The sequence below is a fragment of the Streptomyces sp. NPDC057136 genome (assembly GCF_042670885.1).
GTDB lineage: Bacteria > Actinomycetota > Actinomycetes > Streptomycetales > Streptomycetaceae > Streptomyces.
In genome coordinates, this window is the sequence record NZ_JBHUUV010000033.1 from 33171 (window position 1) to 45398 (window position 12228).

A 12228-nucleotide genomic window follows, 5' to 3' on the forward strand; every position below is an offset into this window, starting at 1 on the left:
ACCGTCTTCCCTGTTTCCGGCGTCGCATACGCTCGCTGTCATGCGCCAGCGCCCCATCGGCACCGCGACCCGCGGGACCACGAACCCGAACCGGCTGCGCCGTATGGACCGCTGGATCGCCGCGACCCACGGCCCCGCCCTGCACCGCTCGGACTTTCCCGTGGCGGTCGACCTCGGTTACGGGGCGGCCCCCTGGACCGCCGTCGAGCTGCTGGCGCGCCTGCGCACGGCCGCACCGCGCACGGCGGTGGTCGGCATCGAGATCGACCCGGAGCGGGTGGCGGCGGCGAAGCCGTACGAACGGGAGGGGCTCACGTTCGTCCACGGCGGCTTCGAGATCCCGGTCCCGCCGAGCGTCATGCCGGGGGGCGGGACGGGTCCGGCTGCCGGGGGTGGCGCCGCCGGGCGGCCTTCGCTGATCCGGGCGGCGAATGTACTGCGGCAGTACGACGAGGGCGAGGTCGCCGCGGTGTGGCGGCGGCTGTGCGCGCGGCTGGCGCCGGACGGGCTGCTCGTCGAGGGCACCTGTGACGAGATCGGGCGCCGGCACGTGTGGGTGGCGCTGGGCCCGGAGGGCCCGCGCACGGTCACGTTCGCGACCCGGCTTGGTTCGCTGGAGCGCCCCTCCGACCTCGCGGAACGCCTCCCCAAGGCGCTGATCCACCGCAATGTGCCGGGCGAGCCCGTCCACGCCTTCCTGCGTGATGCCGACCGGGCCTGGGCGGCTGCCTCTCCGTACGCCTCGCTCGGCGCCCGGCAGCGCTGGATCGCGACGGCGCGGGCGCTCTCCGGGGAGTGGCCGCTGACGGACGGGGAACGGCGATGGCGGCAGGGTGAGATCACGGTGCGGTGGGACGCCCTGCGGCCCAACGGTTCGTGAACAGGTGCGTGTGCGCGTCGCGGACAGGTGGCGGTCCGCGTACGTTCGACGCGTCGTGAAACGGGCGCTGTGCGGGCACGGTCGACACGCCCGAACGGCAACTCCGGGAACTACGGACGGCTCACCATTCGTCGACACGACGGGGCGTCATCCGCCCGCCCTCGACGGGCGGGCCGTGTGATGCTTCAGGTGGTGTCAGCCTCTGTTGCTTTACGGGACGACATGGCACGATCGCGAAGTTGCTGAAAAGTTACTGACGGTAAGTCAGAAATCCGTATTCGTACGGTCTGGCTTGTGTCGCTTTGTGCCCGGAGGGGGAGTCCGTGAACCGACGCCACTGTGCCGCTGCCGCGATCACTCTGGTCTGCGCGCTGGCTGTGCTGGCCGCGCCGGTCCAGGCGATGGCCGCACCACTGCCCGAGCCGTCCCCCACCGCCCCGGCGGCGGAGAGGAAGAGTCTCGAAGACGTGCGGGAGGAGATCGACACCCTCTACCGCAAGGCGGGCGCGGCCACGGACGCGTACAACCTGGCCGAAGAGCAGACGGCCAAGCAGTCCGGCGAGATCATCAAGCTCGCCAAGGCGATCGTCGACGGCCAGGCGAAGATCGCCGAGCTCAAGAACAGGGCGGGCGCCCAGGCCCGCGAGCAGTACCGCAACGGTGGACTGCCGCCCGGTGCGCAGCTGGTCCTCAGCGACGATCCGCAGCTCTTCCTCGACGGGGTGAACCAGGTCAGGCAGGGCCAGCAGGCGTCCAAGAGCGTCCTGGCCGAACTGACCCGGACCCAGGAGGACTTGGAGACGTACACCAAGGACGCGAGCATCAACTGGGGGAAGCTCGAAGCCAACCGTCTCGAGCAGGCCAAGGCCAAGAAGAAGATCAACGCCCAGATAGCAGCGGCGAAGAAGCTCGAATCGCAGCTGGCGAAGGAGGAGCGGGCGCGGCTCGTCACGCTGGAGGAGCAGGCGGAGTACAAGGCGCAGAGCGCCTGGCTCGGCTCCGGAGCGCTCAGGGACATCAACCGCGAGGCGAGCGCGAGCGGCAAGCAGGCCGTGGCGTTCGCGACCGCGCAGATTGGCAAGCCGTACGTATGGGGAGCCGAGGGCCCCGGTTCGTACGACTGCTCGGGGCTGACCTCCCAGGCGTGGGCGGCGGCGAAGCGCCCGATCCCGCGTACGTCCCAGGAGCAGTGGCGCCTGCTCCCGCGCATCGCCGTCGAGGACATGCGCCCCGGCGACCTGATCATCTACCACGCGGATGCCAGCCACGTCGGGATGTACGTCGGCGACGGCGCGATCGTCCACGCACCGCGCCCCGGGCGAAACGTCACGCTGACGGGTGCGGGATCGATGGCGATCCTGGGAGTGGTCCGCCCGGACAAGTAGGCGGGGCGGGTACGTCGGCAGGTGAGCGGTGCGGGTACGTGTCCCCGCACCGTGAGCCACGCCACCCCGCTCCGGCGCCTCGACGTGAGCCGGACCACGCGGTGGCGCGGGAGGCGGGTGATGTTTGTCATGGCCCGTATCCCCGATCCGGGTGCCGCATCTCGCCGGATCCGTGACAGGAAGCGGCTTATGACTGCGCATATGACAGAGGCCGAGTGCCGTTCGCCATTCCGCTCCCCTGCCCCGGACCGCTATCGTCCCCGTCTGGCGGATCGTCGATCGTCGTCCCGCCGCGCCCTCGGGGGGAGGGAAGGAAACCCGAACCGATGCCCGTACCCGAACCGCAGCACCGTGCCGTGTCCGCTGCGGACGCCACCTATGGCGCCGACCTCACCCTCCTGGTGATCGAGGCCGACCCCACGGGCACCTTCAGCGCACCCGAGCTGCCGTCCGCCGCAGGAACCCGGGTCCGCGTCCGCTCGGCCCGCAACCTCACCGAGGCGGGCCGGCTCCTCACCGACGACGTCGACTGCATCCTCCTGGACCTGGCCCTTCCCACCGGCTCCGAAGCACGGGCCGAAGCCCGCACCGACGCACGCACGGACGCGCGCTCCGACGGGGACCTCACCGGCGTGGAGCCGGACGGCCTCGCCACGCTCAAGCACGTGCTGCGGATCGCGCCCCGTCACGCCGTCCTCGCCCTCACCGCGGAGGACGACGCCGAGCTGGCCGCGGAGGCCGTACGGGTCGGCGCCCAGGACTATCTCTTCCGCGGCGAGCTCGACGGCAGGCTGCTGAGCCGCGCCATCCGGTACGCCGTGGAGCGCAAGCGCGCCGACATCGCCCAGCACCAGCTGACCGAGTCCCGGCTGCGCGCCCAGGAGAACGCCCGGCTGGAGCGCGGCCTGCTGCCCACACCCCTCCTCCAGGGTTCGGACCTGAGCTTCGCCTCCCATTACCGGCCCGGCCGCAGCCGTGCCCTGCTCGGCGGCGACTTCTACGACACGGTCCGTACGCCGGACGGCACGGTCCACGCGATGATCGGCGACGTCTGCGGCCACGGCCCGGACGAGGCGGCGCTCGGCGTCGAACTGCGCATCGCCTGGCGGGCGTTGACGCTCGCGGGACTCTGCGGCGACGAACTGCTGTCCACGCTCCAGCAGGTGCTGGAGCACGAACGGGAGAGCGAGGAGATCTTCGCGACGGTCTGCACTGTCGACATCTCTTCCGACGGCCGCCGCGCCGGACTCTGCCTGGCGGGCCACCCCGCACCGCTGATCGCCCGCCAGGGGCGTGCGGCGCATCTGCTTCCGTACGAGGACGGGGGCCCTGCCCTCGGTCTGCTGCCGCGCGCACGCTGGCCGCGCCGGCAGGTCGAACTGGGCGGCTCCTGGAGCCTGATGATGTACACCGACGGGCTCATCGAGGGACGCGTCGGCCCGACCGGGACCCAGCGCCTCGGCCAGGACGGCATGGTCGCGATGATCAACCGTCAGCTGGAGCAGGGACTCGGCGGCGAGGAGCTGCTGGAGGCCGCGGTCGCGCAGGTGCAGGAGCTGAACGGCGGCGAGCTCACCGACGACGTCGCGGTCCTGCTGCTGGACCGCGACGAGGACGTCATACGCCGACGGGGGCGGAGTCTCCCCCGCCCCCGCTCCGGCTCGGCCGCACCCGCGATCGCTCAGCGCCCGCCGTTGTAAGGACCGTACGGCCCGTCGCTGCTGGAACCGCCGCCGCGGCGTCCGCCGCCACCGCCCGAGATCTGCCGCACGGCGGGCCGTACGTCGACGATGTACACGATCGTCGCGATGAGCCCGATGATCGGCAGGAACGACATGATCGGGAAGAGCCAGATCACGACGAACGCGATCGCGAGGACGATCAGCCAGAAGGGCTTGGTCTGCTTATCGGCGGCGCGATAAGCGTCTTCACGCCGGATCACCGCGTCCACCAGAGCGAAGCCGCTCAGAAGAATCAGTGCCAAGCTCAAGAGGGACATCAGTCCCGCGAAACCCTGCATCAACACAGTGCCCACCGCCTGTCGGACCGGCCATAACGTGGCCACGCTACCGGGAGAACGGACCGGACACCGCGAGAGTGCCCGGGCCGTGATCCCGCTCTTCGGTTCTCGGCCCTGCGCCGGCAACCGTTCACCGGCGCATCGTTTCCCGCCCGGTCACTTACCGGCGGGCGGCGTGGTCTTCTTCGCCACCGGCTTGCGCGCGGGCGCCTTCTTGGCGGGCGCGGCCTTGGCGTCCGCCTGCTTCGGTACGGGCTTCGCCGCGGGGGCCGCGGGGGCCGCCTTCGGCTTCGCCTTGGGCTCGGCCTCGACGACGGCGGCGATCTCGACGATCTCCTCCGCGGTCTCACCGCGCCACGTCCTGACGGTCTGCTCGCCGCGTTCGGCGACCTTCTCGTACGTCTCACGGGCCCTGACCGCGTACTCGGCGGCCACGCCCACGCTGCGCAGCGCCAGGTCCTGAGCGGTCTCACCGAGCTTCTTCAGGTCGGTGTCGAGCGCCCCGATCACCTCGGTGACCTTCGCCTGAACGGTGGCCTGCGCCTCCTTGGCCTGAGCGGTCACCTTCTCCTGCACGGCCTTGGGGTCACTGTTGCGTACGGCCTCGATGCGCTCGGGCGCGTCGGCCCGCAGCTGCTCGATCAGCGCCGGGACCTTGCGCGCCTGCTGGACGGCGAGGTCGGCCGTGCCCGCGGCGAAGTAGAGGGGGGTGGGGTCGGTGAGGGTCTTACGCAGGTCATCGGTGATGGCCATGACTGTGGTCCTCCCGGATCATCAGAAGTCAGTTTGAGGGTGTGTGTGCATCACTGCCGCCGGCCGTGCGGGGCCCGCGGGCATCCGCGTCGGCGCCGAAGTCCACTGTGTCCTCCACAGCACCCCGATCCGTGTCACCGACGTGCCCATCGACATCTGTGTCGCGGACATCGGCCCCGGAATCGGCTTCGGATTCGGCCTCGGCCTCGGCCTCGAACCCGTTCTCCTTGCGGAAGGAGTCGTAGATTTGGAGCAGCACGTTCTTCTGCCGCTCATTGATGGACGGATCGGCCAGAATGACCGCCCGCGTCTCCAGCGCGTCCCGCTCCCGCTCGTCGAGAATCCCGGCCCGCACGTACAGCGTCTCGGCGGAGATCCGCAGGGCCTTGGCAACCTGCTGCAGCACCTCCGCGCTCGGCTTGCGCAGGCCGCGCTCGATCTGACTGAGATACGGATTGGACACCCCGGCTGCATCGGCGAGCTGCCGCAGCGAGAGCTGCGCCGTGCGCCGCTGCTCACGCAGATACTCACCGAGACTGCCGACGTTGAGTGATGCCATGACTCGATACTGCAACACCCTTGCTAACTTTTGCAAGCGCCCGCTTGCAAAAGTGTTCCCTCGGGCCGTGAGCCGTGGTGTGCCGGGACGCGATAGCTGTCACCTGGCCACGCTTTCTGTCACCTGCGGCCGTGCGGGTGGCATGGGGATGAGTTCGGGGTGTTCGCGGATGAGACGTTTCCTCCCCTGCTGCCAGACATCGTGCCTGTGGTGGTTGAGGGTGACCCGTAGCGGCGGTGACGCGTAGGCCTGAAGTACTTCACCGAGCATCTGCCCGCGACGTTCGCCTATGCCGGCATCAACGTCGAACAGTCGGGGCTGTTCACCGGCATCCGTGGCAAGCAGCTCGCCGGCCGTTGCGTCCTCAACCGCACAGGTCCCTTCCCTCTCAACGCCGAGTGGCGGTCTCGCGTCCATCGAAGGCACCCTCCGCCTGCACCGGCACGAGCCGAACACCCTGTTGAAGATGGCGAAACACCTGCACCAGCGCACGGGCGGCATGATCGGGAGCCTCTCCCACCTCATCCGGGCGGCGGCGATCTCCGCGATCCTGGACGGGACCGAGCACATCACCCGGACCACGGTCAAGAACGTCCGCATCGACCACAGCAGCGAGTCCTCCGCCCGCGGACGCACCTCCTCTCTGCCCGCACCGGCTGAACCCTCGTGTTCCGCCCGGCCCTCATCCGCCCACTGCCCATCACCCTGCCGCCGTTCCCCGGCGAGTGCGAAGCGTCCTACTGGAACCGGCTGGCCCGGGCGAACCATGTTCCGCTGGCCCGCCTGCGCTCTCCCTCACGCTGGCTGGACTCGCGCCTCACCAGCCTCGATACGCTCTGCATCCTCAGCGGCCAGTCCCGGCAGAACCTGGCCAAAGCCATCCCCGACCTCCGGGCGAATGACGTGTCGCCCACCACGACAAGCCCAGTCCCGGCCCCCGACCACGTGCTTCGCTGGGCCTGCCGCCGCTGCGTCGTCACACGCACCGGATCGACACTCCCCGCGCAGGTCTGGGCCTCCATCCACGACGACATCTGCCTCCGCCGCAACCTCTGGATCGGCAAGAACGTCCTCGCTCCCGAACAGCAGCTTGACCTGTCCCGAACTCCCGACGTCATCCGCGCCCAACGCCTCTACTGGAGGCTCCGACGGCGCTACGGTCCGACGGTCATCGACGCCTGCTACGTCGCCACCGGCAAACTCTGGAGCGGTCTGGCCCACCGCCACTACCAGCTCACCCGCCGAGCCGAACTCCTCCACGACCTGGTCCGGGTCAAGGCACCGACGGTCGAACCTGACCAGGCTGCCCCCTGGCTGGAAGCTGCTGGATATCCCGAACACGTCACGCTGATCAGCCTGTTCGCATCGGTCCACTGGAGACGGTCGATCCTCAGTGACGACCTCCTCGTGTCACACAGGCCATCGCCGAATTCCTCCGCCGCTTCCCGCTGCAGGCGCCCCTGCGAGGCACCAGCCGCACATGGCTCAGCACCACCATCGAGACCACAGCCAGACAGGTCGAAGCCCTCCTGCCCCCCATCAGCCTCCGACGAGGCAGAACTGAGACAGGACAGCCGCGACGGAACTATGCACAAAGAGCTCAGCGTCCATCTCTGACATACAAGATCACGGATGATGACGGAGACCCGGGACATGACAGACACAGCCACTCGATACCTCTACCTCGCCCGGCACGGTGAAGCGTCAGCAGATGAGACCACCCTGACGGAAAACGGCCGACGCCAAGCCGTTCTGCTCGGTGAACGGCTCCAGAGCACCCCACTTTCGGCGATCTACCACGGGCCACTGCCTCGGGCGCAACAGACGGCCCAGCTGATCAGCGCACAACTTGACGCCGTCCCACTGCACCAGTCGGAACTGGCCGGCGACTACGTCCCCTACCTGCCTACGAAGGAGGAACTGCCGCCGGATTCAGCCGACGCCATGCTCAGCTTCCTCGCTCAGGTTCCCGAAGAGGAGCGCAACCGCGGTCCAGCACTGGCCCGGGAAGCACTCGCAGAATTCACAGGCCCGGTCGACGGCGATCTCCCCCGCCATGAACTGGTTGTCACGCACAACTTCCTCATCGGCTGGCTGATCCGGGCTGCCCTCGACGCGCCCGAGTGGCGCTGGATGGGCCTCAACCACGCCAACGCAGCTCTGACGGTCATCCGATACACACCCGGCAGGCCGTCCTCCGTGCTGTTCTACAACGACATGCGGCACCTGCCCGCAGAACTGCGCTGGACCGGCTTCCCGCCGGAACTCCACATCTGACCGACAAGGCCGTTCGCTCGGACTTGAATGAGACGACCTTGCGAAACCCGTCTCACTCAAGTCCCGGCACCGCAGGTCAGGGGCCCGCCTCACCCGGACCTATCTGAGACCGGACAACTTCACGCGGTAGATGTCACCTTCCAGCGATTGTTGTCACCGGTGGTCCCGCAGGTGAGTGTCAGTGGCTGAGCCGTGACGCGTTGGTTGGAACCTGGTCACGCATGTTGGAACCGGGCGATGTCCGCGCCCATGTCGGCACAGTTCCCGGCGGACCTGCGCGGCTTTGGGAACTAGGCCGATGCACCCTCCTGCACCTCCGCGTACCCTCTTCCCCGTGCCAGCCTCACCCCTGCATCACGTCGCCGTCCTCGTGCTCGAAGGTGCGAAGCCTCTCGATGTCGGTATTCCTGCGCAGGTGTTCACGACCCGCGCGAGCATGCCGTACGAGGTGCGGGTGTGCGGCGCGGCGCCCGGTCTCGTGGCCGGCGGCGACGGCCTGTCGTACTACGTCGCCCACGGCATCGAGGCACTTGCGTGGGCTGACATCGTCTTCGTTCCCGGCTACCGGTACCCGGACCGTGACGACCCGCCGCAGGCCGTCGTTGATGCGCTGATCGCCGCCCACAATCGGGGCGCGCGGCTCGCCGCCATCTCCACGGGCGCCTTCGCGCTCGCTGCCACGGGCCTGCTCGACGGCAAGCGCGCCACGACGCACTGGCATTACACGCGGGCACTAGCGGCGAAGCGTCCACTCGTTCAGGTCGACGCGAACGTTCTGTTCGTCGACGAGGGCAGCGTGCTGACGTCGGCCGGCGCCGCCTCGGGCATCGACCTGTGCCTGCACATTCTGCGCGGGGATCTGGGGGTGTCCGCGTCGAACCACGCGGCGCGGCGCCTGGTGGCGGCCCCCTACCGCAGCGGCGGTCAGGCCCAGTACGTGCCGCGCAGTGTGCCCGAGTCGCTCGGCGAGCGGTTCGCCGCCACCCGAGAGTGGGCGCTGCACCGGCTCGGCGAGCCCCTCACCCTTGAAGTGCTCGCCCGGCATGCGGCGGTGTCGCCGCGCACGTTCTCGCGGCGCTTCGTCGAAGACACGGGGTACACACCGATGCAGTGGGTCATGCGCGCCCGCATCGACGTGGCCCGTGAGCTGCTCGAGCGTTCGCAGCGGGGCATCGAGCAGATCGCCGCCGACGTCGGCCTCGGCACCGGTGCGAATCTGCGGCTGCACTTCCAGCGCATCCTCGACACCACGCCGAGCGAGTACCGGCGCACCTTCGCCCAGGGCGAGTAGCCCACCACTACGTGGCGTGATCCTTTCGAACCGTGGCGATCACGCCGCTGTCACCGGCGGATGCCGCACGAGAACCTGATGGCGAACCGAACAAGGGACACCACTCATGACTCGCATCGCCATCAACGGATTCGGCCGCATCGGACGCAATGTGCTGCGCGCACTGCTCGAACGCGACAGCGACCTGGAGGTCGTCGCCGTCAATGACCTCACGGAGCCTGCCACCCTCGCGCGGCTGCTCTCCTACGACACGACGGCGGGCCGGCTCGGCCGACCGGTGGTTGTCGACGGGGACGCCCTCGTTGTGGACGGCCGCCGCATCACCGTGCTCGCCGAGCGCGAACCGGCGCAGCTGCCGTGGGCCAAGCTCGGCGTCGACATCGTGCTTGAGGCGACCGGCCGCTTCACGTCGGCCACGGCCGCCCGCGCCCACATCGACGCGGGCGCGAAAAGGGTACTCGTCAGCGCGCCGGCGGACGGCGCCGATGTCACACTCGCGTTCGGGGTCAACACCGACGCGTACGACCCTTCGGTGCACACGATCGTCTCGAACGCCTCGTGCACGACCAACGCGCTTGCGCCGCTGGCCAAGGTGCTCGACGATCTTGCCGGCATCGAGCACGGCTTCATGACGACGGTGCACGCCTACACGCAGGAGCAGAACCTGCAGGACGGCCCGCACCGGGACGCCCGCCGCGCCCGCGCGGCCGCTGTCAACATCGTGCCGACCACGACAGGCGCTGCCAAGGCGATCGGCCTCGTGCTGCCGAACCTCGACGGCAAGCTGTCGGGCGACTCGATCCGCGTGCCGGTTCCGGTGGGATCCATCGTCGAACTCAACACGGCCGTCGCTCGCGACGTGACGCGTGAGGACGTGCTGGCGGCGTACCGCGCCGCGGCGCAGGGGCCGCTCGCGGGCGTACTCGAGTACTCGGACGACCCGCTCGTGTCGTCCGACATCACGGGCAATCCCGCCTCGGCGATCTTCGACTCGGCTCTCACCCGCGTCGACGGCCGCCACGTCAAGGTGGTCGCCTGGTACGACAACGAGTGGGGCTTCTCGAACCGCGTGATCGATACGCTCGAACTCCTCGCCACCAGCTGACCGGAAGCCGGGGCGGCCCTCCTGCGGAGGCCGCGCTGCCCAGCACCTCCTGTTGGCGCTCTAGTTGGCCGGCCGGGTCAACTAGAGCGCTCAGCCAGTTACTTCCTGGCTCCCGTCGGTTCCAACCGCAGTGTCCCGCCGCCCGAAGGGACGCAGGTCGCCAGGCCCCCGCAGTTCCAACTACCGCGTCCCGGCACGGTGGAGTGCGCTTGGATGGGCACCATGACCGTTCACGATGTTGCCGAGGCGCTTCCTGACATCCCGACGCTGCGGGAACGGTGTCGGTCGATAGCCATGCTGGAGACCGTGCTGAACCCTGACGGCGAGCGCTACTACTCATTCAGCCAGGCTTGGTCCGAGACGGAGGAGATCGCCTCCATGCGCAACGGCTCGGGGGACGAGTTCGACGTCATCTTCTCTCCGGCGGGCGCGTATGTCCGAGGCTTCGACCACGAGTCGGCGATGAGCCCGTATGTCGACGACGAGCCCTGGCCGGGCGTCGTGGACTCGGTCCCCGAGGTGTTCCGCAGTTGCGTCGAAGAGCCGGCCTTCACAGACGACGGAATGCCCCGGGTGACGGCCTGCATGTGGCGTGAGGCGGGAAGCGAGCACTGGCAGGCGGGAGAGATCGACTTCCCTGAGGACAGCGCCGACCCTGACGGCTCGGGTTGGCTGTTCCACTTGCTGGTCGACCCATCGCCGGAGGCATTCCAGAAGTTCGCCGAGGACTACTACGAGGTCCCGGTCGACATCAACGCGGTGCGCCACGTGTATGCCCTCCGCCCACTGACCCAGGATGTGGTCACGGCTTTGAACGACAAGGCACCCCTGGCGGGCATTGCCGACGCAGCCGCCGCGATCGGCTATGCCATCGCGGCTGGCTCGGCTTCCTGACCTGGGCCTGCCGGACAGGCTTCGCGGGTGCGTAGTGGGCCACCGTCGACGAGTCACGGAAGCACATCGTGGAGTTCTACCGCCGCGCGTGGGCGCACGCGGACGCGACGATCGACGCCCTGGCGCTCGACACCATCGGCAGAGTGCCGTGGTGGCCGACAGGCAGAGACGAGGTGACGTTGCACCATGCCGTAGTGCGCGTGATTTCCGATACGCACCGGCACGCCGGGCACGCCGATATCGTCCGGGAACTCCTGGACGGTGCCGTGGGTATGAACAAGGGCAACGACGGCAAGGCGCCGGGCGACTCGGCGTGGTGGGAGAACTATCGAAGCCGACTGGAGCTCGCAGCTCAGGAAGCCGACCGCGACACGTAATTTCGGACCGCATCCCGAAATTCGGCCGGTATGGGTGAGCACCGCAGGGCTCGGCATAACCGATCGACACCGTCATCGCGCCGGCCTTCGTGCCACGCACACACCAGTTGTTCTGATCACGCGAGGGCGGATCGACCAACGGCTCGGGAAGATCGCGAGTCTCACCCCTCCCCACGAGCGCCTCAAGTCGTTCCGGCTTCTGATCGCGGTGCCGGCCCTCGCCGACGGACGCCGACGGGAGCGCTTCTGTGCCGAGGGGTGCGGCCACGCGTGGCATCAGCTCGCGGTCCGCGCCCCCGAAACGTCGGCCTGATCTCCCGCCGAGGACCCCGGACCCGAGTTCGGTGAGCGCATGGGTGCTCTGCTGGAGGAGATCACCAAGGCCGGAGTCATGCTGGAGACCGCCGGGCTCACCCCGACCTCCGAGGGCACCCGCGTCACCTGGTCCGGCGGCAAGATGACGTACACCGATGGGCCCTTCACCGAGAGCAAGGAAGTCATCGGCGGCTACTCCATCATCCGGGCCAAGGGCAAGGCCGAGGCCCTGGAGTGGGCCGACCGGTTCCTCCGCGTCCACCCCGCGAGCTGGTCCCTCACCGCCGAGGTCCGCCAGATCGACGAGGGCTGACCCGGCCGGAGCCGGATGTCGCATCGGGCCGGCCCGGGGCCTCTGCGGACCCGGGTTGC

13 protein-coding genes and 2 pseudogenes are annotated in these 12228 nt (G+C 69.0%); 10 read left to right on the top strand and 5 right to left on the bottom strand.

Translation table 11 applies throughout. The annotated features are described in order from the left end of the window. The first annotated feature begins 40 nt into the window (after window positions 1–40). The 3 genes from ACFT7S_RS30130 (at window position 41) to ACFT7S_RS30140 (ending at window position 3965) form a co-directional block, all read left to right on the top strand. Complete coding sequence (locus tag ACFT7S_RS30130) at window positions 41–880, top strand: class I SAM-dependent methyltransferase (RefSeq protein WP_382737291.1); 840 nt, start codon at window positions 41–43, stop codon at window positions 878–880. A 323-nt stretch (window positions 881–1203) separates the two neighbouring features. Continuing rightward, complete coding sequence (locus ACFT7S_RS30135; RefSeq protein WP_382737293.1) at window positions 1204–2265, top strand: C40 family peptidase; 1062 nt, start codon at window positions 1204–1206, stop codon at window positions 2263–2265. A 326-nt stretch (window positions 2266–2591) separates the two neighbouring features. Next, a complete protein-coding gene (locus ACFT7S_RS30140) occupies window positions 2592–3965 on the top strand; it encodes a PP2C family protein-serine/threonine phosphatase (RefSeq protein WP_382737295.1) in 1374 nt (457 codons plus the stop codon). Here the strand turns inward: ACFT7S_RS30140 and ACFT7S_RS30145 are convergent. The 5 genes from ACFT7S_RS30145 to ACFT7S_RS30165 form a co-directional block, all read right to left on the bottom strand. Further along, window positions 3947–4285: a DUF2516 family protein gene (locus ACFT7S_RS30145; RefSeq protein ID WP_382737297.1), complete on the bottom strand. Its 339-nt coding sequence runs from the start codon at window positions 4283–4285 to the stop codon at window positions 3947–3949. The two genes, ACFT7S_RS30140 and ACFT7S_RS30145, sit on opposite strands and share 19 nt — an antisense overlap. Before the next feature lie 156 nt (window positions 4286–4441). Beyond that, entirely contained in the window at window positions 4442–5038 is a 597-nt protein-coding gene (locus ACFT7S_RS30150; RefSeq protein ID WP_382737299.1) for a hypothetical protein, read from the bottom strand. A gap of 28 nt (window positions 5039–5066) precedes the next feature. Beyond that, window positions 5067–5597, bottom strand: a complete 531-nt coding sequence (locus ACFT7S_RS30155) for a helix-turn-helix domain-containing protein (protein ID WP_382737301.1) — start codon at window positions 5595–5597, stop codon at window positions 5067–5069. Between the two features lie 99 nt (window positions 5598–5696). Continuing rightward, complete coding sequence (locus ACFT7S_RS30160; protein WP_382737302.1) at window positions 5697–6197, bottom strand: hypothetical protein; 501 nt, start codon at window positions 6195–6197, stop codon at window positions 5697–5699. A gap of 195 nt (window positions 6198–6392) precedes the next feature. Then, window positions 6393–6938, bottom strand: coding sequence for a hypothetical protein (locus ACFT7S_RS30165; protein ID WP_382737304.1), 546 nt, complete (start codon window positions 6936–6938; stop codon window positions 6393–6395). Window positions 6939–7250: 312 nt separating this feature from the next. Here ACFT7S_RS30165 and ACFT7S_RS30170 point away from each other — a divergent pair, with 312 nt between their 5' ends. The 7 genes and pseudogenes from ACFT7S_RS30170 to ACFT7S_RS30200 form a co-directional block, all read left to right on the top strand. Next, entirely contained in the window at window positions 7251–7874 is a 624-nt protein-coding gene (locus ACFT7S_RS30170; RefSeq protein ID WP_382737306.1) for a histidine phosphatase family protein, read from the top strand. A 298-nt stretch (window positions 7875–8172) separates the two neighbouring features. Continuing rightward, window positions 8173–9165 (top strand): GlxA family transcriptional regulator, encoded by a 993-nt coding sequence (locus tag ACFT7S_RS30175; protein ID WP_382737308.1) that lies wholly within the window; start codon window positions 8173–8175, stop codon window positions 9163–9165. Window positions 9166–9271: 106 nt separating this feature from the next. Continuing rightward, the gene (gap, locus tag ACFT7S_RS30180) at window positions 9272–10270 is read left to right on the top strand and encodes a type I glyceraldehyde-3-phosphate dehydrogenase (RefSeq protein WP_382737310.1); all 999 of its coding nucleotides are present in this window, start codon (window positions 9272–9274) and stop codon (window positions 10268–10270) included. A 222-nt stretch (window positions 10271–10492) separates the two neighbouring features. Continuing rightward, window positions 10493–11164, top strand: a complete 672-nt coding sequence (locus ACFT7S_RS30185; protein ID WP_382737364.1) for a hypothetical protein — start codon at window positions 10493–10495, stop codon at window positions 11162–11164. Window positions 11165–11199: 35 nt separating this feature from the next. Continuing rightward, window positions 11200–11541 (top strand): annotated as a pseudogene (locus ACFT7S_RS30190) (DUF664 domain-containing protein); the annotation flags it as partial. A 34-nt stretch (window positions 11542–11575) separates the two neighbouring features. Next, complete coding sequence (locus tag ACFT7S_RS30195; RefSeq protein ID WP_382737312.1) at window positions 11576–11854, top strand: DUF5958 family protein; 279 nt, start codon at window positions 11576–11578, stop codon at window positions 11852–11854. Then, window positions 11855–12169 (top strand): annotated as a pseudogene (locus ACFT7S_RS30200) (YciI family protein); the annotation flags it as partial. It lies immediately after the preceding gene. Window positions 12170–12228 lie beyond the last annotated feature (59 nt).